The sequence below is a fragment of the Enterobacter sp. SA187 genome (genome assembly GCF_001888805.2).
Lineage (GTDB): Bacteria > Pseudomonadota > Gammaproteobacteria > Enterobacterales > Enterobacteriaceae > Enterobacter_D.
In genome coordinates, this window is record NZ_CP019113.1 from 1549869 (window position 1) to 1576282 (window position 26414).

Consider the following 26414-nt stretch of genomic DNA (forward strand, 5'->3'; position numbering starts at 1 on the left):
TAACTATTGACCGGAACGGCCGCGGAGACAACCTGAAAATAACAGGGGCCGTTACCGGCCCCGTGGAATTAAATCAGAACGATTTGTTTAAACGCAGGCTGAAGGTGTGCGCCTGGTAAGTATCGCTGGCCTGAACATCGTAACGGGCGTCGATGGTCAGATCATTGGCGCTGTACAGCGTGGTGCCCACTGCCAGTCCCGCCATATCTTTCACCGGCGACGCGCCTTTGGTGGTGAACTGGGTTTCGCCCAGGGTATCGGCCACGTAGGACGCATTATTGCTCATGCGACGGTTATCGTACTGGTGGATCCAGGAGATCTGCGCAAACGGCGTCAGCGCGCCCAGCGGGGTATCCACGGTTTTCTGCACGCGGACGCCGATATCGCTGATTACGGACTGGGAGTGCGAGGCATCAACGTCCAGCGCCATGCCGTTGCCACCGCTTTCCTTATAGCCATCAACATGCTGATAGCTGTAAGCCAGTGCAGCCAGCGGCGTGACCACGACCTGCGCAGGCAACGTCAGCGGATAACCGAATTCGCTTTGCAGCGTGACGGATTGACCGTTGAATTTGCCCTTCGCCGTGCCGGAGAAGCCGGTGAAATCAGCACGACGCACCGAGTCATAGTTCTGACGGTTCACTGCCGCAGACAGATTCAGGAACCACGGATTGCCGGTGTAAGCCGCATAACCAATCACGCCGTAGTTGTCAGCGGTTGAGGTGTTGCCGCTCAGGTTGTTTTTGCCGTGCACCGAGGTGTTGCTGTAGTTCATCGCTGCACCCACGCGCCAGTCGTCGCCCAGCGCGCGATCGGCACCGAGGATCAGGCCGCCGAATTTCGCGCTGTAGCCGCTGACGTCGTCGGTGGTGTCCTGACGGGCATAACCGCCGAACGGCTGGCCCCAGACGATCCAGTTGCTGTAGTCATCACCGGTGGATACCCCGCTGGCGCCCGCCGTCTGCGGATTACGCACGGTATCCATATGATTGCCCACCACCGACATCGCCGTGGAGTTCGCCACGCCGGTTGCCGTGCTGGCGCTGATGCTCTGCCCGGTGGACAGACGTTCGCCGACGCGGTTCGCTTCCTGCTCGCCGTCAATGGCCAGCGAGGCGTTGTAAAGCTCAAGCAGCTGCGGAGAGATACCGGAGTAATTCGCCAGACCACCCAGCGACGCCGTGGCGTTAGGCGTGGTTGCCCGTACTGGCTCAGCAGGCTGCGGTTCAGCAGGAGCAGTCACCGGCGGAGTCACCACCACAGGCGGCAATACCGGGGTAGTGACGACCGGGGTGGTCACTTCCGGCACGGTAACGACCGGCGGTTTTTCGGCGGGTGTCGTGACAACAGGCGTTGTTTCCACCGGGGTGATGACCACAGGCGGCGTGACCACCACCGGCGTCTCGACAGGCACGCTTACTTCAGGCGGTGTAACCACGACCGGTGGTTTTTCCAGGGTTACCACCAGCGCACTGTTCGTATTATCGGTGACGGTGGAACCTGTCACGAGGCCGTCATAGCCTGCGGCTTTATAGTTCAGTGTCCCGGCGTTGTAGTTTGTGTTAGCGCTGTTCGCGTCGATCACCACATAACGCTGACCCGCCGCAAACTGATAGGTGTTGCCGGTACGCGCGAGGGAGACGCTGGAGCCAGCATCAACGGTAGCCGCGCCGCTGACAACCAGACGGCCATAGCTGGTGTCGGCAGCTTTATCGCCGGTCGCGATCGCATTATCAGCCACGCCAAGGATCAGCGCGCCAGTGGCATTCTGATGGTAATTACCAGTGATATTCAGCGGGGTGTTCACCTGCAGACTGGCTGCGTCGTTCACCACAGTGCCTGGCGTGTTGATGTTATCATTCAGCAGCAGCGAGCCGGAGCGGAAGAAGACATCGCTGGCGCTCTGGATCTTACCGATGCCGTTGGTGCCGGTCAGTACGCCCACGTTATTATTACTACCGCCGATAATTTCCAGCGACGCGCCGTTATCGGAGCGTAACGTGCCTTTGATCGTGCCGCTGTTGGCCAGCACCATGGCGGAGCCATTATTACCGGAGGCATGAATTGCATAGGTTGTGCCGGTAATAGTGCCGTTGTTTACCAGATTCAGGGTGCTGGTGTTATTCAGATAATTGTAACTGTAGATCCCGTAGGCACCGCTGATCAGACCGTTGTTAATGATCACGCTGCCTGCGTTATTGTTAATAGCGGCATTATTCCGGTTATATAACCCGACAAGGGAGCCGCTAATTTTACTGTTATTAGTCAGCGTGTTAATAAGGCCGTCATTGCGGATCCCTATATAGGCACTCTTAATTGTACCCTCGTTATTAAAGGTACCGATCTCACCCGTATTGTAGACCGCAGCATTATTACCAGCGTTATTATTACCTGTATAGGTAATGGTGCCGGTGTTATTCAGGGTGCCGATAGTGCCTTCATTCCAGATACCGTTAGACTGCGTATACATATTCGCATTATCAGCGCTGATGCTACCGTCGTTATTCAGCGTATTAACGGATATACCCTGCATGACATGAAGCGCGGAGCCGCTGGGGGGAGCGGTGGCAGAACCCTGATCGGTAATAATGACCCGATCGTAAGCGTTGGCGATCTGCACATCGGACTGTGGGGTATTAATGGTGTAATCACTCGATATAGCGAGTGCGTGTGGTGCCAGCAGTCCTTGCGCGGAGGTTAAAGCAACCAGCAAAGATCCTTGCTGGCAGATACGTAATTTATTCATGATGTACCATTGCGATGTCGCGCTGTTTGTAAAAAGTATGTGCGGGTAGTAACACTGTTCAGACTAATCTGAATTTGTCTCCGGCGCAGAACACCCACTTAATGGCTAACAAAACAATAAGCGGTGCTTAATGATTTATCGGCGGAATTAAGGCGTACTTTAATATTTAACTTAAACCTCTCTCGCGTGGAGCCAGGAAATGGTAATAAATCGTGGGTATTTTAAAGCTGTGTTATTGATTAGCTTCGTTTTATTGTTAAGCGGCTGTACTACCTCGGATCCCCGCGAGACTGCTAGCACACTTGCGAAAAAACGCCAGCTGACGGCGCGAGAATTCGTCACGGACTGGATTACTGTGCGCGGCTGGCAGCGCATCACGCCGCCGGTTACGCGTCTGCGGGTATATATCGAAGGGGATGGTTTTGCCTGGGTCAGCCGCACGCGCCCGTCTGACGATTCGACGCCGCGTAACCCGGTGGGCCTGCAACTGGCGGCGGCGGATCCGTCGGCGAACGTGCTGTATCTGGCGCGCCCTTGTCAGTTTATCGGCCCGCCGCTGCCCGCCGCCTGTCAGCCGCGGGTATGGACGGATCAGCGTTTTTCCGCCGCGGTCGTGGCGGCGATGAACGCGGCGTTAAGCCAGGTGAAGGCGCAATATCCGCAGGCGGAGTTTGAGCTGGTGGGCTATTCCGGCGGCGGCAATATCGCCGCGCTGCTGGCGGCCCGCAGGCAGGACGTCATCGCGCTGCGCACGGTGGCGGGCAATCTGGATGTGGCTTATGTGAATGCACTGCATCATGTCACCGCGATGCCGGATGCGCAGAGCGCCATTGATGTTGCCCCGGTCCTGAAAAACCTGCCGCAGATCCACTACAGCGGCGCAAATGACAGTACCGTACCGCCCGCCGTGGCCGGACGTTTCCGTCAGGCGACCGGCCCGCGCTGTACGCAGGTGGCGGTGATCCCCGGAATGGATCACGGTGGAAACTGGGCGGCGCTGTGGCCGGAACTGCTGGGGAGAAAGGTGGGGTGCGGGTGAGCGGCTTAATCTGCTTCGACGAGGGTGGAGAATCTGAGCAGAACATCGTTAACAACGGCTTCGTCCAGGACTTCAACAAACCGGGCGTCGCGGGCGTTGAGATCAATCATCCGGGCCTGATTGAGAAGAACCACCCCCTGCGTTTTACTGCCAGAGCCGGAAAGCGAAACGGTAAACCCGGCATGACGGGCATAATTACCGCCCTGAGTAACCGGTGCGACGAACGCCATGCCCAAATCGTTAAACAGTTTTTTCGTAAGAATCAATGCCGGACGTGGTTCCCGCTGTTCGCTGCCAACAGCAGGATTAAAATCAACCATGACTATATCGCCGCGCTGCCATCCCTGCTTACGCTTTACCATATTTCATTCCCCACTGGCGCATCCTTACCCCATATTTCTTCTTCGCTGGTTGCTGGTGCGCTGGCATCGCACTGTGCGACCAGTTCTTCAAGCGTATAGCGTTGACGTACTGGCGTCAGAATAAGCGCGCCGTCCCGGACTTCTGCATCCAGAGACTGACCAGCGCTGACACCCAGTTGCCTGAGAAGCAGGGCGGGAAGGATAACGCCATTACTGTTTCCCCATTTTTTGATTGCAATGCTCATCGCGAACTCCCCATTTGTTTATACAAAGTATAACTTTCGGGCATGAGGTGTTCAACATACTCGCAGATAAACTGTCACCAGTAACGCCAGCAGAGTGCGCAGAAGGCATTGTTAACATCGCCGAAAGGGTACGACAGTTTTTGGACCGTCTTTGCGAGGCGCGCCGCAAATCGCGCTACTGTTTCCGCTTGCCGTTAATCGCGTCTGGCAGTAGCATCTTCCCGCACCTGCAAAATCAGGTGCCGGGATTGGTCTCCTGATGTTAACTCGTTGGCGACATTGATTTTTATGTCGTGCGTTCTGCTACATCTCAATGGTGGGCTGAACGGGGGCGCCGCAAGGTGCGCCGGTAGCCAACGAGACCGGTAAGACCAACTCCGTTCAGTCCCACCACCCATAAGATTGGTCTCTTACGTGGTGGGTTATAAAACCTCGTTGGAGTCTACCCTTATGGCTACCTATATAGAGCAGTCCAATAACTTACTTACCGTTCCCTTCACCGCAGATACAGATTTCACCGTGCTGGCGGATCACTGCGAGCACTTCGCCGAAGCGCTGATTGAAAGCGATGATACGGCGCTGCGCCTCGCCATGTGCGGGCGACTCAATGCCTGTCTGACGCTGCTGCAACCCACGCTCAATGATGCCATCCCGCCGCATCTTATTCCGGCGCTCACGGTTGATACCCCGCCTGCGGAACCGCCGCGTTTCGAACCGGAATCCGACCTGCTTTGTGAATACTGCCTGACCTTAACGCGCGTACTGAACAGCCAGTCGCTGCCGCCGGATATGGAGAAAACTCTTACAGGATTGCTGTGTGAACTGGTGTGGTATTTCGCCGACATGATGAAAGCGCCGCGCTGGGTAAAAGGTGTGTAAGCGTAGCCTGCTGTAAAAGCTTGCCGGGATCATGTAGGCCCGGCAAGCCTGCGCCGCCGGGCAAGCAGAGTTGAACAGATAAACCCTGTCACAACATTGGTATTTTGCATACGATATTATTACTGACCTGAAAGCATGCCGGAGGACAACATCATGTCAGCGAAACGCATTATGTCAGTTAAATACGAACCACTGACTTTGCGCATTAAGCCCGCCGAAGGAGAGATGATCGGTCGTGCCGCTGGAGAAGCGCTGATCGATCAGCGCATTATCATGATCGATCCTGATTCCTGTCAGAAATTTATCATGCGGATGGGTCAGATCCCTTCCCAGAATGTGTCGCTTCGAAAAACCATGCAAACTGCCGCCCCGTGGGAGCAAAAAAAATGATCACTACCCTGAGCCAGTGCAAGCCAGCAGATTGATCCCATGATGTTAATGGTGACGTTAGGGGATTTGATTGAGAGCTTAACGCTACGCAATAAATAGAAGCGATTAAATGGGATGCCAGAAAGCAAAAAACCCGCCATAAGCGGGTTTTTCTGAATAGTGGTGCCCGGACTCGGAATCGAACCAAGGACACGGGGATTTTCAATCCCCTGCTCTACCGACTGAGCTATCCGGGCAACGGGGCGCATTAAACCTTAATCGCTTTACGGCGTCAACCTTATTTCCGGAAATCGCATTTATTTGCTTAACTTTACGGCAGTTTGCTGCAATCTCAGCCATTTTTCGCCTGGCTGCACAAATCTTCCAGACATTCCCCACGCGGCTGTGAATGCTACACTCGGAGATCCGGGAGGACATATGGCACAAGACTGGCTGGAGCTGCGGCAGCACGACGAAACCGGCATAGAAACGATCCGCGCGCACTTTGAAGGGCACGCCTACGATCCGCACTGGCATGACAGCTATCTGGTGGGAATGACGCTGACCGGCACGCAGCAGTTTCACTGCCGCCGCGAACGGCATCGCAGTACACCGGGGGATGCCTTTTTACTGGAGCCTGGCGAGATCCACGACGGCGACGCGCCGGTGGCGGGGGGCTTTACCTATCTGACTTTTTATCTGGATGAACGCTGGCTCGCCGATACCCTGCGCGGGCTGTATGACGCCGTGCCTTCGAGCTATTCGCTGCATTTTAACCGCACCATTGCCCGTGAACCGGCGCTCGTGCGGGCCATCGCGCAGACGTTTACCGCGCTGCACAGCGATGAGATGCGCATTCTGCAACACAGCACCATGGACAATCTGTTAAGCCAGCTGACACAGCACTGCCAGTGGCGCAAACGGCTGCCGGAGCAGGTGCAGAGCGCGGCCATTGCCCATCGCGCGCGGGATTATCTGTATGCTTTTGTCGGGGAGAATATCGGCCTTGACGATCTGGCGCGGGAAACCGGCACCGATCGCTTCACGCTGACGCGCTGTTTTAAACGGGAGTTTCATCTGTCGCCCCACGCCTGGCTGATCCAGCTGCGGCTGGCGAAGGCGCGGGCGATGCTGGCGCAGGGGGAGCAGCCCGCCAGCGTGGCGGCGGCGCTCGGTTTTGCCGATCAGAGCCATCTCGGGCGCTGGTTCCAGCGTGCCTACCGGCTGTCACCGGCGCATTACCGCAGGCTGTGCACAAATCTTCCAGACCCGCGCGCAAAATAACGCCACAGTCAGGGCATCACTTATAAGGAGCCCTGCCTGTGAATCTGTTGTCTGCGTATCTGCCGTTTATGCTGTTTGCCTTTGTGGCGTCCATCACGCCCGGCCCGACCAATATCCTCATTCTGGCCAGCAGCCAGCGGTTTGGCGTCAAAGCCACGCTGCCTGCCGTGGCGGGGGCCTGTCTGGCGGCGAGCCTGATTGTCTTTGTCTCCGGCGCGGGCGCGGGGGAGGTGCTGCGGGATTATCCGCTGGTGCGTACGGTGATGAGCTGGATGGGGGCGCTATGGCTAAGCTGGATGAGCTGGCAATTGTTTCGCGCCCCGGCGGCGCAGTTTGACGAGGCGCAGCGGCCCTTCAGCGCCAGATCGGCGGCGCTGTTACAGTTGATCAATCCCAAGACCTGGATGATGGCGCTGGCGGTGGTGAGCCTGTTTGCGCCGCACGGGGCGCATCCGCTGCGGAACATCACCCTGTTATCGCTGTTGTTTTTGCTGATTTCGGTGATCTGCCTGAGCGCCTGGGCGTTGTCCGGCAATGCGGTTAACCGGATTTTCCGCACTCCGGCGGCGCTGCGCGGCTTTCAGCGGGCGATGGCGCTCTGTCTGTTGCTGTCAGCCTGGGCGGGTTTGCTGCACTGAGATCAGGTCAGCGCGCCGCCCTGACGGCACTGGGCGAAACGCAGAATATCTTCGGCCAGGCGCTGGGCGGTGTCGACATCCGTCTGGCTGCGGTTAACCAGCATCCGGCTGAGACAGCCTTCCAGCACCAGCTCCATTTGTTTGGCGACCATAGGCGCATCTTCAATGCCGATCTTTCGCAGCAGATCGTGCGAGAACTCATAGGCCGCGCTTTTTTGCTGCGCCGCCAGTTGATGGATCGGGTGCGCCGGATCCGGGTAAAAGGTACAGGCGGCGATAAACAGGCAGCCGGGATAGCGGTGATTCGCGACGCATTCGCTCAGCGCGCCATAGCGGGCCAGCAATTTTTGCTCGAGGCTGAGGTCGTCGTTCAGCAGCAGTTGCCTGCGCCAGGTATCGACCTGCGTGCTCAGATAACGCAGCGCATCATAAATCAGCGCGTCTTTATCGGGCCAGAAGCGTAAAAATTCATCCAGCGGATAATTGATACGTTCGGCGATCATCTCTGGCGTGGTATCAGCAATCCCTTTAAGTTCAAGTAATTGCAGAGTGTTCCCCAAAACATCTTCGCGTTGCACGGTGTCCTCCTGCGTTATTGAACCGTTTTTCCCATTCACAGTGTCGTTTACGGCTGGCGATTGCGCAAATGCTCAGCGAAGGCCGCAGCATCCATAAAACCCGCCACCCGTAAGGCGGATTGTTCGTTGCCCTGCGCATCAAAGAACAGGATCGTGGGCAGACCGGGAACATGCAGCGACTTTAATAAAGCAGCATCTGCCGCGGTGTTCGCCGTCACGTTGGCCTGCAACAGTACGGTATCTTTCAGCGCTTCCTGAACATGCGGATCGCTGAAGGTGTACTTTTCAAACTCTTTACAGGCCACGCACCAGTCGGCGTACAGATCGAGCATGACTGGTTTGCCCTTCGCCTGCGCCAGCGCCTGATGCAGCGCATCCAGATCCGCCACTGGCGTAAAGTTAAGGTGCGGCAGGTTCTGCGCGGCGCTTACGCCAAAGGCCCAGTCCTGCAACGGCTTCGCGCAGATCAGCGCGCCGCCCAGCAGAACAACCTGCACGATGCGCACCCACGCCGCTTTTGCCGTAAGGCTGGTGATAAACGCCCAGCAGAAAAAGGCGACGCCCAGCATCGACCACAGCCGCAGCCCCCAGGTATCGCCCAGGACACGCTCCAGCAAAAACACCGGCAGAGCGAGGATCACAAAGCCAAAGGCGATTTTAACCTGCTCCATCCATGGCCCGCTTTTCGGCAGCAGGCGGTTGCCAAAGACGGTGATCAGTATCAGCGGCAGGCCCATGCCCAGTGCGTACAGATAGAGCGTGCCGCCACCGAGCCAGAGGTTGCCACTCTGGGCGATGTACAGCAGGATGGCACTGAGCGGCGCGGTGGTGCAGGGGGAGCAAATCAGCCCGGCAATGGCCCCCATCACGAAGACGCCGCCGGGTGAGCCGCCCTGCTGGCGGTTGCTCCACAGCGTTAAGCGTGTTTGCAGCGCGGAAGGCAGCTGTAAGGAAAACAGGCCGAACATCGACAGCGCCAGCAGGGTAAAGAGGATCGCCAGCCCGATCAGCACGTAGGGGTGTTGCAGCGCCGCCTGAAACTGCAGCCCGGCGGCAGCGACGACCAGGCCCAGCGCGGTGTAGGTCAGCGCCATGCCCTGCACATAAATGAACGCCAGCAGCAGGGCGCGGCCTGTGCGAAGGCGCTGTTTGCCTCCGAGCACGATGCCGGAAATCAGCGGATACATGGGCAGTACGCAGGGGGTAAAGGCGATGCCGATGCCGATCAACAGCGCCCAGAGGGCGGAAAAGGGCAGTTCACCGGCGGCGGCAGGCTGGCTCGCTGGGAGCGGCGATGCAGGCGTTGCGGCAGCTATTTCCGTCAGCGGCACCGTTTTGGTTTCCGGCGGATAGCACAGCCCGGCCTCGGCGCAGCCCTGGTAAGTCACGGTGAGCGTGGCATTTTTACCCGCGGCATTCACCGTCACCGGCACATCCAGGCGCTGGCGATACACTTCGCTTTTACCGAAGAACTCATCTTCGTGCATCTCGCCCGCAGGCAGTTGCGGCGGAGCGATCTCCGCACCGGCAGGGGTGATTTTGATCTGCTGGCGATAGAGGTAGTAGCCCTCTTTCACCTGCCAGTGCAGCGTCAGGTCGTGCTGGTTTTGCTGAAAATCAAAGGCAAAGGCCTGGTCGGCAGGCACAAAACTGGAACGGCCCGGGGCGTCAAACAGCCCGGCGAAGGCCGATGTGCTGCACAGCAGCAGGATCAGCGTAAGGAAGCGTTGAGCCATGAGAGGTAATCACTATCTCCGTGTGTAACCGGTAAAACCAGTAATTCAGGGGTCTGGTAAGGGTGGTGCGATTTCAGGCAGGCGAGCAGCGCCTCCTGATGCGCGAGATCGCTTTTCAGCAGCATCTGCACTTCATATTCCTGCTCCAGTTTCCCTTCCCAGTAATAGAGCGAGGTCGCGCCCGGCAACAGGGTGACACAGGCGGCGAGTTTATCCGCCAGGACTTTGGCTGCCAGATCCTGGGCAGTGGCTTCATCCGGGGCGGTACAGAGTACAACAACAGCGTCAGGCGTGTTCATCGTCAATCTCGACTCGGCGAAAACAGGCACTATAGCAGGTGACGGGCGGGGATTCATGCAACGGGCCGCGGGACGGCCCGTTTTTAACGAGATTTACAACAGGATGCCGCCGACGATAAAGCCGAGGATCACGCACAGCGTGATGGCAATAACGCCGGGGATCAAAAAGGCATGGTTAAAGACATATTTGCCGATACGGGTGGAGCCGGTGTCGTCCATTTCCACCGCTGCCAGCAGCGTCGGATAAGTCGGCAGCACAAAGAGCGCCGATACCGCCGCGAAAGATGCAATGGCGGTCAGCGGGCTGACGCCCAGCAGCAGGGCGGCAGGCATCAGCGCTTTGGTGGTCGCCGCCTGGGAGTAGAGCAGCGTGGCGGCAAAGAACAGCACCACCGCCAGCATCCACGGGTAGTTATGCAGCAGATCGCCCGCCACCGTCTGAATATCTTCAATATGATGCTTCACGAAAGTGTCGCCCAGCCAGGCCACGCCCAGTACGCAGACGCAGGCGCTCATGCCGGATTTAAAGGTGCTGGCGTTGAGGATCTCGCCGGTATCAATTTTACAGGTCAGGCAGATGAGCGTGGCGATGGTCAGCATAAACACCACAATGGCTTCGTTACGCGGCAGCACCGGGTTGGCGATAAGCCCTACCGTCGGGCTGATGGCGGTGGCGTAAACCATAACCGCGACGATGCCGATTAAAAACAGCATCAGCGAACGCTTCGCATGAGGTTTGATGTTAAACACCTGGCTGCCGCGCAGGCTGACTTCGCCTTTCGCCAGTCGCTCCTGATACACCGGATCGTCTTTCAGCTCGCTGCCGAGGAAGTTACACACCACGGCGGTAAGCATCACCGCAACCAGCGTGGTGGGAATACAAATCGCCAGCAGGGTCAGATAGCTGACGCCCAGCGGTTCAAGGATGCCGGCAAAGAACACCACGGCGGCGGAAATCGGCGAGGCGGTGATGGCGATCTGCGAGGCGACCACGGCGATGGATAATGGGCGGGACGGGCGGATGCCCTGTTCTTTCGCCACTTCGGTGATCACCGGCAGCGTGGAGAAGGCGGTGTGCCCGGTGCCCGCCAGAATGGTCATAAACCAGGTGACCAGCGGCGCTAAAAAGGTGATGTATTTGGGATGCCGACGCAGCATTTTTTCGGCGAGGCTGACCAGGTAATCCATGCCGCCTGCGACCTGCATCGCGGCGATGGCGGCGATAACCGCCATGATGATTTCGATAACGTCAAAGGGGATCGCGCCAGGCGGGATTTGAAAAAAGAGCGTCAATACGAGTACGCCCAATCCTCCGGCCAGCCCAATGCCGATCCCGCCAAGTCTTGCCCCTAAATAAATCGCCAGAAGGACGATAACAAGTTCTGCACCAAACATAGTTGCCTGCCTTGTTTATTAACAAGTTGATATTAGATTGTTGTATTTTAGTAACTCTTAAAAAGCAAAAAGGCACGTCATCTGACGTGCCTTTGTTTGCGTGGCGAACAATTACTGCTCGCTTTCATCGGTGTAGCGTTTGGCCTTATAGACCGGATGCATCAGGTTATGCGGCGAGAAGATGTCATCCAGTTCTGCTTCAGTCAGCAGACCGCGCTCCAGCACCACTTCCCGTACGCTCTTACCGGTCTCCGCACAGATCTTACCAACAATATCACCATTGTGGTGGCCGATAAACGGATTGAGATAAGTGACGATGCCGATGGAGTTGTAAACGTAGCTTTCGCAGACGGCGCGGTTAGCGGTAATGCCGTTGATGCATTTTTCCAGAAGGTTGTAACAGGCGTTGGTCAGGATGTGGATGGATTCAAACATCGCCTGGCCAATCACCGGCTCCATCACGTTCAGCTGCAACTGACCCGCTTCGGAAGCCATGGTCACGGTGGTGTCGTTACCGATCACCTTGAAGCATACCTGGTTTACCACTTCCGGCACCACCGGGTTCACTTTGGCTGGCATGATCGAGGAGCCTGCCTGCAGTTCCGGCAGGTTGATCTCGTTCAGACCTGCACGCGGCCCGGAGGAGAGCAGACGCAGGTCATTACAGATTTTGGAGAGTTTCACCGCCAGACGTTTCAGCGAGCTGTGCACCATTACGTAAGCGCCGCAGTCGGAGGTGGCTTCGATGAGATCTTCCGCCGGGACGACCGGCAGGTTACTGACTTCCGCCAGCTTCTGCACCGCCAGCTGCTGGTAGCCGTCCGGGGTGTTCAGACGGGTGCCGATGGCGGTTGCGCCGAGGTTCACTTCCAGCAGCAGTTCCGCAGTACGACGCAGGTTTTTGGTCTCTTCGTTCAGCAGCACGTTAAAGGCATGGAACTCCTGGCCCAGCGTCATCGGCACCGCGTCCTGCAACTGGGTGCGGCCCATTTTCAGTACGTCCTGGAACTCAACGGCTTTATTCTGGAAGCCTTCGCCGAGCTGGTGGATGGCATCGATCAGTTTTTCGATCGAAGCGTATACCGCGATACGGAAGCCGGTCGGATAGGCGTCGTTGGTGGACTGGCATTTGTTAACGTGATCGTTCGGGTTGAGGTACTGGTACTCACCTTTCTGGTGGCCCATCAGCTCAAGGCCGATGTTCGCCAGCACTTCGTTGGTGTTCATGTTGACGGAAGTGCCCGCGCCGCCCTGATAAACGTCAACCGGGAACTGATCCATGCATTTGCCGTTATTCAGGACTTCATCACATGCGGCGATAATGACATTAGCCACGTTCTTCGGGATGGTCTGCAACTCCTTGTTGGCCATTGCTGCCGCTTTCTTAACCATCACCATGCCGCGCACAAACTCAGGGATGTCACTGATTTTGCTGTTACTAATGTAAAAGTTTTCAATCGCTCTCAGAGTGTGGACGCCATAATAGGCATCCGCTGGTACTTCCCTTGTGCCCAACAAATCTTCTTCGATACGAATGTTGTTTAACATGTGAACCTTCTTAAATTAAAGCTACGAATGAATGCACCAAACACACAGGAGATCTGTGGTTATGTGTGATTACTGACCGACGATTATTTCCTTAATCAGCCACGTAACCGGGATCATATGCTGATCATAGCGAATTGCCGTAACCTGGATCACTTATTATCTTAGCTGATACGGTACTTTTATTGATTTGTGAAATACATCACCGGATCAATCATTGCCAAAAAATAGTCGCGCATTCCGATTGAATTCTGGCATGAAGCCTCCATTACAGGATCATGCGTGTCGCAAAATTACACTGACCGTGGCGCGAAAGCCGCGGTTTACACAGGAGAAGCCAGTGCGCTGGATACCGTTAATTGCCGTATTTTTATATGTTTACATTGAGATTTCGATTTTCATTCAGGTCGCCCAGGTCTTAGGCGTCCTGTTAACGCTGGTGCTGGTGATCTTCAGTTCCGTGGTCGGGATGTCGCTGGTGCGTAACCAGGGCTTCAAGAATTTACTGCTGATGCAGCAGAAAATGGCGGCGGGTGAAAGTCCGGCAGCAGAAATGATCAAGAGCGTGTCGCTGATCATCGCCGGGCTGTTGCTGCTGTTGCCGGGCTTCTTTACCGATTTCCTCGGTTTGTTGCTGCTGTTGCCGCCGGTACAGAAACTGCTGACCCTGCGCCTGATGCCGCATCTGCGTTTTTCCCGTATGCCGGGGGGCGGTTTCAGCGCCGGTACCCAGGGCGGGCAGACCTTTGATGGCGAATACCAGCGTAAAGACGATCAGCGTGACCGCCTCGAACATAAAGACGATCAATAATTACTTTTGCCCGGTGGCGCTGCGCTTACCGGGCCTACAAATTACCCGTTCCAGCAATTGTAGGCCGGGCAAGCACAGCGCCGCCCGGCATGTTTAATCCACGCGCCGTTTGGGTAAAAACAGCCACAGCGCCGCCAGCATGATGATGGCGTAAAGGCTCTTCCAGCCGACCATCGCCAGCAGCAGTAAACAGAGCACCCCGCCAAGCGCCGCCAGCGCACGATAACGCCCGGTCAGCAGCCGACATCCCGCCAGCATACACAGCAGATAGATCATGATGAAAATGCCGTTGGCATAGACAATCAGCGCATCCAGATTGATATCCAGCAGATAGATACCCAGCGTGCTCAGCATGCAGCAGCCGATCACCGCGCTGAGGGCGTTACGCGGAATGTGGTTTTTCGAAAGGCGCGCCAGATAGCTGTCCGGCAGGTGCTGCGCCTGCGACCACACCAGCCGCGCGAAGCTCTGGATATAAATGTTCAGACTGGCAAAGCAGGCCAGATAACCAATGACGCAGGCGATCCACAGGGCTTTCACGCCAAACAGCTGCACGACGATGCCCGGCAATGAAGTCGCGGCGGCGCGATCGGCGCTGTAGGCATTAAAATGCAGCACCAGCACGGTACAGGCCCAGTATACGGTTCCCGCCAGCAGCAGGCCAATCATCAGCGCGCGGGGAAAATCGCGCTCCGGCTGTTTGAATTCTGACGCCAGATGCGCAAAAGCCTCAAGCCCGACGAAGCACCAGAACATCACCGACAGCGCGGCGAACAGCTGCGGGGTATCCACCTCCGGCAGCGCCGGGAAGGGAATGGCCGCGAGGGTAATATCGCCATAGATCCAGATCGCTACAATCAGGGCGACGATCAAAATCGCCACCAGGGTTTGCAGGTTGGCGCTGGAGCGCGCGCCCCGGGAGCCAATCCACCAGATGATGGCGAGGGTGCCCAGCTCCGCCAGCAATAACTGGCTGTCGTGCCAGCCGAACAGCGACTGCCCAAAACCGGTGGCGATGTGCAGCGCGGCGGGTAATCCCACCGGGATCACCGACAAAAATAGCCAGCCGGTGACGCGCGCCAGCCGGGGGCCAAAGGCCAGGGCGACAAAATGCGCCACGCCGCCTGCGCTGGGAAAATGTCGGCCAAGCAGGGCAAAAACAATGGCGATGGGAAACACCAGCACGATCAGCGCAGGCCAGGCCCACAGGCTATTATCGCCTGCTACCAGCGCCGCCAGCGCAGGAACGGCAAACACGCCGGTGCCTAATAATGAAGTAGAGAGTAAGCCCACCCCTTGCGCTAATCCCAATTCCTGTTTTAATCCGCTCATTACCCTGTCCTGCCGCCATCAAAGAGCGGCGATAGTAGCATAAGCAGGCCTTATCAGCGCCGCGTGTTCCCTCCCCACTTCTGGCAGGACGTTGTTTCAGGCAACTTTTTATCGCCCTTAAGAAAATTTTTTTCTTTTTGCCCCTTGAAGGCTTGATCAAGCACCCCCATCTCTGACGTCACCAGCCGGGAACCACCTTTAGGCCGGCGTCATCCATAACCGATACTGACTTTCTCAAAGGAGAGCTATCAATGAGTATTCGTCCGTTGCATGACCGTGTCATCGTCAAGCGTAAAGAAGTTGAGTCCAAGTCTGCGGGCGGCATCGTACTGACCGGAAGCGCTGCTGGTAAATCGACTCGTGGCGAAATCATCGCTGTCGGTAAAGGCCGCATCCTGGAAAACGGTAGCGTGCAGCCACTGGACGTTAAAGTTGGTGACATCGTCATTTTCAACGATGGCTACGGTGTGAAATCTGAAAAGATTGACGATCAAGAAGTGCTGATCATGTCCGAAAGCGACATTCTGGCAATTGTTGAAGCGTAACCCACCCGCGAACTGAACCTACGAATTTAAGGGAAAGAAGAAAATGGCAGCTAAAGACGTAAAATTCGGTAACGACGCTCGTGTGAAAATGCTGCGCGGCGTAAACGTACTGGCAGACGCAGTGAAAGTTACCCTTGGCCCGAAAGGCCGTAACGTTGTTCTGGATAAATCTTTCGGTGCACCGACCATTACTAAAGATGGTGTTTCTGTAGCACGTGAAATCGAGCTGGAAGACAAGTTCGAAAACATGGGCGCGCAGATGGTGAAAGAAGTTGCCTCTAAAGCGAACGACGCGGCAGGCGACGGTACCACCACTGCAACCGTACTGGCACAGTCCATCATCACCGAAGGCCTGAAAGCTGTAGCGGCTGGCATGAACCCGATGGATCTGAAACGCGGCATCGACAAAGCGGTTATCGCTGCGGTTGAAGAACTGAAAGCCCTGTCTGTACCTTGCTCTGATTCCCGTGCCATTGCTCAGGTTGGTACCATCTCCGCTAACTCCGATGAAACCGTGGGTAAACTGATCGCGGAAGCCATGGAGAAAGTGGGTAAAGAAGGCGTTATCACCGTTGAAGAAGGCACCGGCCTGCAGGACGAACTGGACGTGGTAGAAGGTATGCAGTTCGACCGTGGCTACCTGTCCCCGTATTTCATCAACAAGCCGGAAACTGGCTCCATCGAACTGGAAAGCCCGTTCATCCTGCTGGCTGATAAAAAAATCTCTAACATCCGCGAAATGCTGCCAGTACTGGAAGCCGTTGCGAAAGCCGGTAAACCACTGCTGATCATCGCTGAAGATGTGGAAGGCGAAGCGCTGGCGACCCTGGTGGTTAACACCATGCGCGGCATCGTGAAAGTCGCTGCGGTTAAAGCACCGGGCTTCGGCGACCGTCGTAAAGCTATGCTGCAGGATATCGCTATCCTGACCGGCGGTACCGTGATCTCTGAAGAGATCGGTATGGAGCTGGAAAAAGCCACCCTGGAAGACCTGGGTCAGGCTAAACGCGTTGTGATCAACAAAGACACCACCACCATCATCGATGGCGTGGGTGAAGAAGCGAGCATTCAGGGCCGTGTTTCTCAGATCCGTCAGCAGATCGAAGAAGCGACCTCTGACTACGATCGTGAAAAACTGCAGGAGCGCGTAGCGAAACTGGCTGGCGGCGTTGCGGTTATCAAAGTCGGTGCTGCTACCGAAGTTGAAATGAAAGAGAAGAAAGCCCGGGTAGAAGATGCCCTGCACGCAACCCGTGCTGCGGTTGAAGAAGGTGTGGTTGCAGGCGGTGGCGTTGCGCTGATCCGTGTTGCTTCTAAACTGAGCGAACTGCGTGGCCAGAACGAAGATCAGAACGTCGGTATCAAAGTTGCGCTGCGCGCAATGGAAGCACCGCTGCGTCAGATCGTGCTGAACTGCGGCGAAGAGCCGTCAGTTGTGGCTAACACTGTTAAAGGCGGCGACGGTAACTACGGTTACAACGCAGCAACCGAAGAATACGGCAACATGATCGACATGGGTATCCTGGATCCGACTAAAGTGACCCGTTCTGCTCTGCAGTACGCGGCCTCTGTTGCCGGTCTGATGATCACCACCGAGTGCATGGTGACCGACCTGCCGAAAGCCGATGGCCCTGATTTAGGCGCTGCTGGCGGTATGGGCGGCATGGGTGGTATGGGCGGCATGATGTAATCATGTTGTTCTGCATCCCGCAGAAATAAGAAAACCCCCGGGCAGCAATGTCCGGGGGTTTTTCTTTGCGCGGCGTATAACTTCTCTAAATATATATCATTATTATAATATTGGATTTGTGATTATTAACAGATGAACCCATAATTCCAGGAACATATTTTGACAAACACAGAAATGCCAACAAAATGAATGTGCTAACTCATTATTTTAAGGATGTTCTTAAATTAAAGTGAGTGCTACGGTAAATTCATATATTCTGAAATGATTCATATTGTCTATAACATTTTATGTTAATATACGCATCCTTCATGCTAATAACCTTTTGCAGCTAATAATATGCGTTTGCTTATTTATACCACTCGCAAATATATTCAGGAGAAGGGATGCAATGAAAACGAATTATCTCGCCATGTGCGTCGCGCTGGCGTTGGGCAGCACGGCGCACGCGAATGCGCTTTACGATTATACCAGCGGTAATAACGGCAACATTTATGAATATTACAATGGTGGCGGATCGGCTGAAATGAAAATTTCAGGGAGTGTGACTTATGATAGCCGCGTCGACACCGACGTCGACAATAACAATATAGGTATCTATTTCGGCCGGAACGTTCCCGATTCCGAAGAACCCGGAATACTTATTATGAATGTTGACTCGGCGAATATTGAATTAGATGAAACCCAAATAGGTATCTACACTGGGGGCGACGATGGCGGTGGCGCTATAGTGAATGTTAACGATAGCGTAATGAATATTACCAGTGATAACGATTATGCGGCAGGTATTGACATCGCTGATGATAAAATTGCGGAGTTACACATTGATAATACTGCTTCTGATATTACGCTGACGGGTACTGGTAGCATCGGTATTACTGCCTACGGCTATCAGTCTTTGACGGTAGATATTGACTCTCCGGATTTATTCATTAATGTTGGCGACGCGTCTGCGGGCAATAGTATTGGCATAAAAGCCGAGGCATTAGGGGCATTCGCTTCAGAGCCAGCTAACACAAATATAGCTTTGGATGTGCTGGCCAACATCAATGTGCAGGGCTTTAATGCAATCGGTATGTCCGCTTATGCAGCGGAAGGTCAAAATAATAATGTGGCAATTAACAGTTCAGGGGTAATTACTGCGCAGGGAACGGGGGCAAAAGGTATTCAGGCCCAAGTCTATAACGATGTTCTCAACGACGGTAATAGCGGTATTACCATTGACACCTTAGATCTGCAATTAACCGCTTCCGGGGAAGGGGCGCAGGGTATTAACGCATTCAGTGAAAATAGCGGCGATATTGTTATTAATCTTGGGGGCAATACCCAGACCAGCGGCGGTTGGGGAGCGGATGCCACGGGCGTCAGCGCCACCAGCCAGAAGGCCGTGACGATGAGCATCGACGACACCGCCACGCTCGGCGCGATGAATGACAGCGCGATGGTTATTACCGCGCCGACGGTGACGGTCAACAACAAGGGCACGCTCACTGGTAATCTGACCCTCAGCGGCGATGACGTCACCCTGAATAACAGCGGCAACCTGCATTTACGCAATTGGCAGGATACTGACGGCGACGGTACACGCGATACCAAAGCCGTGGCGGTGTCCAGTTTTGGCGGCAACGGGGTATTTAACAACACCGGCACAATCGTGCTCGACAGCGTGGCAGACAGCGACATCACCAGCACCAACACCTCAAAGGAATATGCCACGGGTTACAGCGTTAACAGCACCAGCAACGACGGCATTATGCAGGCGCAACTGCTGGGCCTCAGCACCTTTACCAACAGCGGCACCATTGATATGAGCGCTAATGATAAAGCGGGGGATACGCTCGTTATCAGCAGCAGCACTGACGCCGGGGTTGCCGGTAACAGTACGTATGTCTCCAATGGCGGCACCATCGCCATGGATGTGGTGCTCAACGAAGGTGGCGCGAATTCGCAGAGCGATATGCTGATTGTCGATAACGTCGAAATGGGCAGCGCGAAAACCGATCTGCTGTTTACCAATACCGGCAGCGACAGCGATGCGGCGTTGACCACCGGCGACGGTATTAAAGTGGTGGATGTGCGCGGCAACACGTCGGAAGATGCCTTTGAACTGGCGGGGCAAACTCACACCATGAGCGCCGGGCAGTATATTTATCGTCTGGAGCAGAATACCGCCGATACCGACTGGTATCTGGTAAGCGATGAGGCAAATCCTGAACCAGCGCCGGATCCTGAGCCGACGCCGGAGCCCGAACCCACGCCCGAGCCAACCCCCAATCCTGATCCCACCCCCGATCCGACACCAGATCCGGATCCCGCCCCTTCACCAGACAATGGTGATGACAATGGGTCGATGATCCGCCCGGAAGTGGCCGGTTATCTGGCGAACCAGACGGCGGCAGTCGATATGATGATCCAGACATACCACGATCGCTATGATGGACAACAGCCGGGTGGTGAAGGCGCGCCTGCGCTCTGGGGACGCATTACCGGCGGCCAGTCCAGCCACAACAGCGCTGGCGGCCAGTTCGATGTCGATCAGGAAAGCGTTCGCGTCCAGCTGGGCGGCGATCTCGTACGCCTGACCAGCAACGGCAGCGATGATATACGTTTTGGCGTGATGGGCAGCTGGCAGCGCAGCGATGCAGACAGTGATAAATACTATCGCGTCAGCGATGGCGCAGGAAAAACGCGCTTTAACATGGACGCGAGCGTGGAAGGTTACAGCGTTGGCCTCTATGGGACATGGCTGAGCGACGTGAAACAGCCGGAGCACTTCTATGTCGACAGCTGGCTGCAGTACGGCTGGTACGATAACAGCGTCAGCAGCAGGCAGTCCGGCGTTGGTGATGATGAGTACGACTCCAGCGTCTGGAGCGGTTCGCTGGAAGCGGGTTATGGCGTTGTGCTGTCGGAAAATGCCGCGCAGCAAAGCCAGGTGATCCTGCAACCACAGGCGCAGATCATTTACAGCGCCTACGATGCTGACAGCCACAGCGACGGCGCGGGTATGTCCGTCAGCGGCTACGATGCCGACGGCGTAACCAGTCGCCTTGGGGTGCGTCTGTGGCGGCAAAGCCCGCAGCAGGTGGTGCAGCCCTTTATGGAAATCAACTGGTGGCACGGCACGGCGGATAACAGCCTGGAAATTGATAACACCCGCTATGACGATGATACGCCAGCTGACCGCTATGAAATGAAGATGGGCCTGTCCGGCAATATTACGCCGGGACTGAAGGCGTGGGGCAGCCTGGCAATGGCTACCGGCGATAACAGCTATGACAGCTACGGCGGCATGATTGGCGTAAAATACAGCTTCTGACGTGATATGACCGACAAACCCCCGGACAGAAATGCCTGGGGGTTTTTCTTTTGGTCATCTTTTTAGTATAAGGTTCAGACACGGACAACGTTGTCCAGCTATTACACGAGGAATAACATGCGCGTTTACGTCGGTGCAGGGATTGTCGGTGCAGCGTTGCTGCTGGCGGGTTGTAGCGCCAGCAACGATCTGACCGCTGGTGGGCAAAGCGTTCGTTTTGTTGAAGAAAAACCGAGTGAGCAGTGTCGTTTACTGGGCACCGCAACCGGTACGCAAAGCAACTGGTTGTCGGGTCAGCATGGCGAAGAGGGTGGCTCAATGCGCGGCGCGGCAAATGCCCTGCGTAACGAAGCGGCAAAAATGGGCGGCAACGTGATTTTCAACGTCAGCAGCCCGACCCAGGGATTTATGTCGAGCTTCGTGCCGACCGCCAGCGAAATGAGCGGTCAGGTGTATAAGTGCCCGAACTGATCGCCGGCATCTTCTAAGATGAACCCCGCTCCGGGGTTCACTGTTTTCAGGCCGCCGATTTCTCCACATGTAACCGCAGATTATGCACCGCATGCAGGCACTGCGCCTGTGTCAGCGTGACCTTATTTCCCGCCGCCAGTGTTCTGACAAATACCTTGCAGGGTGTGTGATCCAGCTTGCGCAGGCGATTGCTGAAACGCAGCAGACGTTTAACGATGCCCTGGGTTTCTTGTGACGCGGAAGGGGATCGCGTTTTAATGACCGAGCCGCTGGTATGTATTTCTCCTGCGGTATTTTTATACTGATAGATCACGACCAGATGATGGGTGAACAGGCGGTATTTCCACTCAGGATGCTGATAAGCGTCGTATTCCAGCTGCGCGTTATCCCGGCTGTCAACGTCATACAGCGGCAGGAAATCCAGCACAGAAGACACGCTTTCCACCAGCGCTCGTAGCCCGGCATTGTTCATTGCATGAATAATCAGTTTCACCAGCGCCGGGATTTGCGTATCCGCAATATTCAGGGTCAGCGTCTCGCCCGTATTCAGGGTGAAGGCTATCGTCAGGCTGTTGCCTGTATCATCAAGTAGCGTAACGCCTTCCACCCGCAGGCGCACATCCGCATTTCTCAGTTCATCTTCGACCAGCGCCGGCGCGTTGCTGTGCAGCGTGCTGCCAGCGTCATCGGGTACGCTTTTCACGGGAAGATGATATTCAAGACACAGCAGCAGATCTTTCAGGGGTAACAGCGGAAGAAACAGCAGGCTGTCATTATTCGCCTCGTGTTTAATTTTCAGGGCCAGCGCAGCAAAATCATTGTCATGACGAATAACGCCAGCGTTCAGTCCATGAATAGTTAAGGGCATTTATATTCTCCATGAGGGGCGGCAATATACCGGATGAAGGGCACAGATTTGGCAAGAAAACGCGGGGCAGTATAAGGGGAGATGAGGGGTAAAAAGAGTCCGAATGCGGACTCTTAAAGAAGGCTTATTGCTGGCGCAATTGCAGATCCAGCGGTGTTTTACTCGGCTCGCCGCCGATTTCACGCGCCAGGCGCGGCACCATATAGCCGGATACCAGGGTCAGCAATTCACGCACGATCTGACGCGCGTCCTCGTCGCTCACCATAAAATGCGCCGCGCCCTGGACTTTATCCAGTACGTGCAGGTAATAGGGCATCACACCCGCATCAAACAGGGCATTGCTGAGATCCGCCAGCGTCTGCGCGTTGTCGTTCACGCCGCGCAGCAGCACGCTCTGATTAAGCAGCGTGACGCCCGCCTGCCGCAGCTGCGTCATGGCCGCGCGGAAAGCGTCGTCAATTTCCCGGGCATGGTTGATATGGTTCACCAGCAGGATCTGCAATGAGGATCGCGCCAGGCGGGCCGCCAGCGTATCGGTAATGCGCGCCGGGATCACTACCGGCAGGCGGCTGTGAATGCGCAGACGCTTAATATGCGGGATCGCCTCCAGCTCGCCGATCAGCCAGTCCAGCTCATGATCTTTCGCCATCAGCGGATCGCCACCGGAAAAAATGATCTCATCCAGCTCCGGATGCAGCGCAATATAATCGAGCGCGGCCTGCCAGTTGCGCTTATTGCCCTGATTATCGGCGTACGGGAAGTGGCGGCGGAAGCAATAGCGGCAATTTACCGCGCAGCCGCCCTTAACAAGCAGCAGCGCCCGGTTACGGTATTTATGCAGCAATCCCGGCACCACGCTGTGCTGTTCTTCGAGCGGATCGGTGGTAAAGCCGGGGGCGGCGATAAACTCTTCCTGCGCGGTAAGTACCTGACGCAACAGCGGATCGTTCGGGTTGCCTTTTTCCATGCGCGCCGCAAATGCGCGGGGGACGCGCAGGGCGAACAGCCGACGGGCTTCGCGTCCCGCGAGCAGCTCTGCGCTGGCGTCTATATTTAAAAGCTGCAGAAGTTCATCAGGATCGGTTATTACATCGGCAAGTTGCAATAACCATTCTTCTCTGGAAGGGGTGTTTAGGGTTACAATGTGTGCCATTTTTTGGCTAATACCAGTTAACAATATTTCAGAGGGCCTTATGGCGACTTACTATAGCAACGATTTTCGTGCCGGTCTTAAAATCATGTTCGAAGGCGAACCTTACGCGGTGGAATCCAGTGAATTCGTTAAGCCGGGTAAAGGTCAGGCGTTCGCACGCGTTAAGCTGCGCCGTCTGCTGACCGGTACTCGCGTTGAGAAAACCTTCAAATCCACCGATTCCGCTGAAGGCGCTGACGTTATCGATATGAACCTGACTTACCTGTACAACGACGGTGAGTTCTGGCACTTCATGAACAACGAAACCTTCGAACAGCTGTCTGCGGACGCTAAAGCTATCGGCGACAGCGCCAAATGGCTGCTGGATCAGGCTGAATGCATCGTGACCCTGTGGAACGGTCAGCCGATCGCGGTAACTCCGCCGAACTTCGTTGAACTGGAAATCGTGGAAACCGATCCAGGCCTGAAAGGCGATACCGCCGGTACCGGTGGTAAACCTGCCAAACTGAGCACGGGCGCCGTGGTTAAAGTGCCGCTGTTCGTACAGACCGGCGAAGTCATCAAAGTGGACACCCGCTCTGGCGAATACGTTTCCCGCGTTAAGTAATTCCTGCCTTATCTTCAGCGGCGTGGCGCAATGCCAGGCCGCTGACTTCAAATCTTCCTAAAATATCGCCTTTTTCTCCATAGCCCGGAATTTTGTCTATGCTTAACAGGCTATACACAAATAACACTGGCTATAAAAGGAATATATTATGGTTAAGAAAACAATTGCTGCGATCTTTTCGGTACTGGTTCTTTCTTCTGTGTTGACCGCGTGTAACACCACGCGTGGCGTAGGCGAAGATATTTCTGATGGCGGCAGCGCGATCTCTGGTGCAGCCACTAAAGCTCAGCAGTAACAGCAGCATACGGTACGGCCTCTGCCGTACCGTTGCTTCCGCTTTCCGGCAGTGACAAAAACGGCGTAAAACGATTCCCCATGCCCAGCTTCATGCGGATATTTCGTTTATAGGTATAAACCGTTTTGCCATTAATACCGAGCCGGTGAGCGATACAATGGTTATTAGTGCCGTCCATCCACAGTGATAATACTTTCTCTTCCTGCCGCGTCAGCAGCGGTGTCACCGTCTGATTCACATCTTCTGTCGGCCGTGAGCACAGCGCCCCGTTAATGCTGCGAGCAAGTGCGTCAAGCGGTACAGACTTATCTAATCGACCCCAGAGCGGGAACTGCTGGCAATAGCTTTCCATCTGCGCATCATGCCCGGACGATAATAACAGCAACGGGCTTTGGCTACAGATGTGTAATAACGAGGCTAATTGCTGCACGTGATGTAATTCACTCGCAAAACCATAGAGATCGGCAATCACCAGATCCGGCTGCCACTGGGCGGCATGTTCTTTGGCCAGCATTAAATTGTTCAGCCCGGTTACCAGCACCGGTCCCGGAAAGATCTCACTTTGATTGAGCCAGCTCTCAAGCCCGAAGCGGGTGAAGCAACAACGGTCAATCAATAAAATTTTGAACATGTTTGGTTTCGCAGTCAGAATGGGTGACGGCTTTCATTTATCTGAAAGTACACCATCATAGTGGGAAGACAAAAAAGATAAATGACGGAACTCCGCTGCGAACTGCGCCTATTTCTTGCTTTAAGCCGTTAAAATTTTGGATAAATAAAAAAGTTGAAATAGTAAAGTCTGGCGGTAAGAATACGCTTCTACATAAGCCTTGCAGGACGACCTGTAAGCGCCATCTTCAACGGGGACGGCCCCATCTCAGGAGCCAACTATGTCCTGGTTCGTTTTACTTATTGCGGGTTTACTTGAAGTTGTCTGGGCCATCGGCCTGAAATACACCCATGGTTTCACCCGTCTCACGCCCAGTATCATCACCGTCAGCGCCATGATCGTCAGTATTGTTATGCTGTCGTGGGCGATGAAAACGCTGCCGGTCGGCACCGCGTATGCGATCTGGACGGGAATTGGCGCGGTCGGCGCGTCCATTACCGGCATGATATTGCTGGGTGAATCCACAAGCCCGGCGCGCATCATCAGCCTGGTGCTGATTGTCGCCGGGATCATCGGGTTAAAACTCAGCACCCATTAACGGTTTTGCGCCACCCAGATGAGTTTCTCCACCGCAAAGCCCTGTTGTTTTGCGGTGTTCACCAGATCCTGTTTCACGTTATCCGGAATAGTGCGGGTGCGGGACAGGATCCACAGGTAATCGCGATCCGGCCCGCAGACCAGCGCATGGCGATAATCTTTGTCGAGCGCAATGACGTTATAGCCGCCGTAAAAAGGGCCGAAAAACGACACCTTCAGCGCCGCACGGTTTTTAGATCCCGTAAAGTAAGCCCGGCCATCCGTCGATTGCCACATACCCCGCGACGGGTTATAGCCTTTGTTAATAACGTTCAGCCCGCCGTCTTCCCGCAGGCTGTAGGTGGCGGTGACGTTATCCAGCCCGCGCTCAAAACGGTGATCCAGACGGGCGATTTCATACCAGGTACCGAGATAGCGCGTGGTATTAAAATTTTCCACGACGGTTACGCCGGGAGGAGGAGTGGGAGACTGGCAGGCCACCATCAGAAGCGCGGCGGAAACGACGGCAACGACAGGCAATATACGCATGGTATTTTCCTTCCAGGATTTACAGATAAGTGTAAAGCGTCACTGGAATTTTGCCCGGCTTGCCGTTGCGAAGCGTGACCGGGTCTGCAACATCAGACCCGGCACTGTACTTAAAGGAAAATTACCCCGACCAGCGTCACCACGCTCAGGATCGCGGCAAGGCCGTAGAACACCCATTTACCGTTTGGCACGTGGATCTTCAGGTCGTGCATCAGGTGATGGATGCGGTGCAGGCCGCACCACAGCGGCAGCACAATCATCAGGAAGATAAAGGCGCGTCCGATGAGGCTTTGGGCAAAGGCCAGCACCCGCTCGAAGCTGAGCGCGTCGCCGGGATACAACCCCAGCGGCAGCAGCACGCCGATCAGCAGCACGATGACCGGCGCAAAGAACGCGCCCCACATGCCGCCTGCGCCAAACAGCCCCCAGAAAACAGGTTCGTCAGAGCGTTGTGGATTTGGATTAATCATTCTGGC

General features: G+C 55.4%; 27 protein-coding genes and 1 tRNA gene. 13 read left to right on the forward strand and 15 right to left on the reverse strand.

Going from position 1 to position 26414, the window contains the following annotated elements; all coding sequences use genetic code 11:
* Positions 1 to 73 precede the first annotated feature (73 nt).
* The gene (locus tag BMF08_RS07430) at positions 74 to 2746 is read right to left on the reverse strand and encodes an autotransporter family protein (protein WP_072570228.1); all 2673 of its coding nucleotides are present in this window, start codon (positions 2744 to 2746) and stop codon (positions 74 to 76) included.
* Between the two features lie 199 nt (positions 2747 to 2945).
* On the opposite strand from BMF08_RS07430, the gene BMF08_RS07435 reads away from it, so the two are divergent.
* Positions 2946 to 3785 (forward strand): alpha/beta fold hydrolase, encoded by an 840-nt coding sequence (locus BMF08_RS07435; RefSeq protein ID WP_072570229.1) that lies wholly within the window; start codon positions 2946 to 2948, stop codon positions 3783 to 3785.
* A 5-nt stretch (positions 3786 to 3790) separates the two neighbouring features.
* Here the strand turns inward: BMF08_RS07435 and BMF08_RS07440 are convergent, their stop codons facing one another.
* Both BMF08_RS07440 and BMF08_RS07445 read right to left on the reverse strand, forming a co-directional pair.
* A complete protein-coding gene (locus tag BMF08_RS07440; RefSeq protein WP_072570230.1) occupies positions 3791 to 4147 on the reverse strand; it encodes a type II toxin-antitoxin system ChpB family toxin in 357 nt (118 codons plus the stop codon).
* Complete coding sequence (locus BMF08_RS07445; protein ID WP_072570231.1) at positions 4141 to 4392, reverse strand: AbrB/MazE/SpoVT family DNA-binding domain-containing protein; 252 nt, start codon at positions 4390 to 4392, stop codon at positions 4141 to 4143. The genes BMF08_RS07440 and BMF08_RS07445 overlap by 7 nt, the downstream gene beginning before the upstream one ends.
* Before the next feature lie 450 nt (positions 4393 to 4842).
* Here BMF08_RS07445 and BMF08_RS07450 point away from each other — a divergent pair, with 450 nt between their 5' ends.
* Positions 4843 to 5271, forward strand: coding sequence for a hypothetical protein (locus BMF08_RS07450; protein ID WP_072570232.1), 429 nt, complete (start codon positions 4843 to 4845; stop codon positions 5269 to 5271).
* A gap of 153 nt (positions 5272 to 5424) precedes the next feature.
* Positions 5425 to 5661, forward strand: a complete 237-nt coding sequence (locus tag BMF08_RS07455; RefSeq protein ID WP_072570233.1) for a hypothetical protein — start codon at positions 5425 to 5427, stop codon at positions 5659 to 5661.
* A 160-nt stretch (positions 5662 to 5821) separates the two neighbouring features.
* Here the strand turns inward: BMF08_RS07455 and BMF08_RS07460 are convergent.
* Positions 5822 to 5897, reverse strand: a tRNA-Phe gene (locus BMF08_RS07460).
* 181 nt (positions 5898 to 6078) lie between these two features.
* Here BMF08_RS07460 and BMF08_RS07465 point away from each other — a divergent pair.
* Both BMF08_RS07465 and BMF08_RS07470 read left to right on the forward strand, forming a co-directional pair.
* Positions 6079 to 6924, forward strand: coding sequence for an AraC family transcriptional regulator (locus tag BMF08_RS07465; protein WP_072570234.1), 846 nt, complete (start codon positions 6079 to 6081; stop codon positions 6922 to 6924).
* A 38-nt stretch (positions 6925 to 6962) separates the two neighbouring features.
* On the forward strand, positions 6963 to 7562 hold the full coding sequence (locus BMF08_RS07470; RefSeq protein ID WP_072570235.1) for a LysE family translocator: 600 nt from the start codon (positions 6963 to 6965) through the stop codon (positions 7560 to 7562).
* A 2-nt stretch (positions 7563 to 7564) separates the two neighbouring features.
* Here the strand turns inward: BMF08_RS07470 and BMF08_RS07475 are convergent, their stop codons facing one another.
* The 5 genes from BMF08_RS07475 to aspA form a co-directional block, all read right to left on the reverse strand.
* Positions 7565 to 8140 (reverse strand): transcriptional regulator, encoded by a 576-nt coding sequence (locus BMF08_RS07475; RefSeq protein ID WP_072570236.1) that lies wholly within the window; start codon positions 8138 to 8140, stop codon positions 7565 to 7567.
* A 47-nt stretch (positions 8141 to 8187) separates the two neighbouring features.
* Positions 8188 to 9876 carry a protein-disulfide reductase DsbD gene (locus BMF08_RS07480; protein ID WP_072570237.1) on the reverse strand — a complete coding sequence of 563 codons (1689 nt, stop codon included), beginning with the start codon at positions 9874 to 9876 and terminating at the stop codon, positions 8188 to 8190.
* A complete protein-coding gene (gene cutA / locus BMF08_RS07485; protein ID WP_072570238.1) occupies positions 9852 to 10175 on the reverse strand; it encodes a divalent cation tolerance protein CutA in 324 nt (107 codons plus the stop codon). Before cutA ends, BMF08_RS07480 begins: the two co-directional genes overlap by 25 nt.
* 93 nt (positions 10176 to 10268) lie before the next feature.
* The gene (locus BMF08_RS07490; RefSeq protein WP_072570239.1) at positions 10269 to 11570 is read right to left on the reverse strand and encodes an anaerobic C4-dicarboxylate transporter; all 1302 of its coding nucleotides are present in this window, start codon (positions 11568 to 11570) and stop codon (positions 10269 to 10271) included.
* A gap of 111 nt (positions 11571 to 11681) precedes the next feature.
* Entirely contained in the window at positions 11682 to 13118 is a 1437-nt protein-coding gene (aspA, locus tag BMF08_RS07495; RefSeq protein WP_072570240.1) for an aspartate ammonia-lyase, read from the reverse strand.
* Positions 13119 to 13455: 337 nt separating this feature from the next.
* Here aspA and BMF08_RS07500 point away from each other — a divergent pair, with 337 nt between their 5' ends.
* Positions 13456 to 13926: an FxsA family protein gene (locus BMF08_RS07500; RefSeq protein WP_072570241.1), complete on the forward strand. Its 471-nt coding sequence runs from the start codon at positions 13456 to 13458 to the stop codon at positions 13924 to 13926.
* 93 nt (positions 13927 to 14019) lie between these two features.
* Here BMF08_RS07500 and yjeH read toward each other — a convergent pair whose 3' ends face one another.
* Positions 14020 to 15258 (reverse strand): L-methionine/branched-chain amino acid transporter, encoded by a 1239-nt coding sequence (gene yjeH, locus BMF08_RS07505; protein ID WP_072570242.1) that lies wholly within the window; start codon positions 15256 to 15258, stop codon positions 14020 to 14022.
* A gap of 251 nt (positions 15259 to 15509) precedes the next feature.
* Here yjeH and BMF08_RS07510 point away from each other — a divergent pair, with 251 nt between their 5' ends.
* The 4 genes from BMF08_RS07510 (at position 15510) to BMF08_RS07525 (ending at position 21280) form a co-directional block, all read left to right on the forward strand.
* Positions 15510 to 15803, forward strand: a complete 294-nt coding sequence (locus tag BMF08_RS07510) for a co-chaperone GroES (protein ID WP_072570243.1) — start codon at positions 15510 to 15512, stop codon at positions 15801 to 15803.
* Positions 15804 to 15846: 43 nt separating this feature from the next.
* Complete coding sequence (groL, locus tag BMF08_RS07515; RefSeq protein ID WP_072570244.1) at positions 15847 to 17493, forward strand: chaperonin GroEL; 1647 nt, start codon at positions 15847 to 15849, stop codon at positions 17491 to 17493.
* Between the two features lie 388 nt (positions 17494 to 17881).
* Entirely contained in the window at positions 17882 to 20809 is a 2928-nt protein-coding gene (locus BMF08_RS07520; protein ID WP_072570245.1) for an autotransporter family protein, read from the forward strand.
* A gap of 117 nt (positions 20810 to 20926) precedes the next feature.
* Complete coding sequence (locus BMF08_RS07525) at positions 20927 to 21280, forward strand: DUF4156 domain-containing protein (RefSeq protein WP_072570246.1); 354 nt, start codon at positions 20927 to 20929, stop codon at positions 21278 to 21280.
* Between the two features lie 46 nt (positions 21281 to 21326).
* Here BMF08_RS07525 and yjeJ read toward each other — a convergent pair whose 3' ends face one another.
* Together yjeJ and epmB are read right to left on the reverse strand one after the other, a co-directional pair.
* The gene (yjeJ, locus tag BMF08_RS07530) at positions 21327 to 22148 is read right to left on the reverse strand and encodes a YjeJ family protein (RefSeq protein ID WP_072570247.1); all 822 of its coding nucleotides are present in this window, start codon (positions 22146 to 22148) and stop codon (positions 21327 to 21329) included.
* A 124-nt stretch (positions 22149 to 22272) separates the two neighbouring features.
* Complete coding sequence (gene epmB / locus BMF08_RS07535) at positions 22273 to 23301, reverse strand: EF-P beta-lysylation protein EpmB (protein WP_072570248.1); 1029 nt, start codon at positions 23299 to 23301, stop codon at positions 22273 to 22275.
* A 40-nt stretch (positions 23302 to 23341) separates the two neighbouring features.
* Between epmB and efp the strand changes: the two genes are divergently transcribed.
* Both efp and ecnB read left to right on the forward strand, forming a co-directional pair.
* Positions 23342 to 23908 (forward strand): elongation factor P, encoded by a 567-nt coding sequence (gene efp, locus BMF08_RS07540; protein ID WP_072570249.1) that lies wholly within the window; start codon positions 23342 to 23344, stop codon positions 23906 to 23908.
* A gap of 148 nt (positions 23909 to 24056) precedes the next feature.
* The gene (gene ecnB, locus BMF08_RS07545) at positions 24057 to 24203 is read left to right on the forward strand and encodes a lipoprotein toxin entericidin B (protein ID WP_039055654.1); all 147 of its coding nucleotides are present in this window, start codon (positions 24057 to 24059) and stop codon (positions 24201 to 24203) included.
* Here the strand turns inward: ecnB and BMF08_RS07550 are convergent.
* Positions 24187 to 24834, reverse strand: coding sequence for a helix-turn-helix transcriptional regulator (locus BMF08_RS07550; RefSeq protein WP_072570250.1), 648 nt, complete (start codon positions 24832 to 24834; stop codon positions 24187 to 24189). The genes ecnB and BMF08_RS07550 overlap by 17 nt on opposite strands.
* Before the next feature lie 259 nt (positions 24835 to 25093).
* On the opposite strand from BMF08_RS07550, the gene sugE reads away from it, so the two are divergent.
* Complete coding sequence (gene sugE / locus BMF08_RS07555) at positions 25094 to 25411, forward strand: quaternary ammonium compound efflux SMR transporter SugE (RefSeq protein WP_072570251.1); 318 nt, start codon at positions 25094 to 25096, stop codon at positions 25409 to 25411.
* Here sugE and BMF08_RS07560 read toward each other — a convergent pair.
* Together BMF08_RS07560 and frdD are read right to left on the reverse strand one after the other, a co-directional pair.
* Entirely contained in the window at positions 25408 to 25938 is a 531-nt protein-coding gene (locus BMF08_RS07560) for a lipocalin family protein (RefSeq protein ID WP_072570252.1), read from the reverse strand. The genes sugE and BMF08_RS07560 overlap by 4 nt on opposite strands.
* 110 nt (positions 25939 to 26048) lie before the next feature.
* Positions 26049 to 26408: a fumarate reductase subunit FrdD gene (gene frdD, locus BMF08_RS07565; protein ID WP_072570253.1), complete on the reverse strand. Its 360-nt coding sequence runs from the start codon at positions 26406 to 26408 to the stop codon at positions 26049 to 26051.
* Positions 26409 to 26414: the final 6 nt, after the last annotated feature.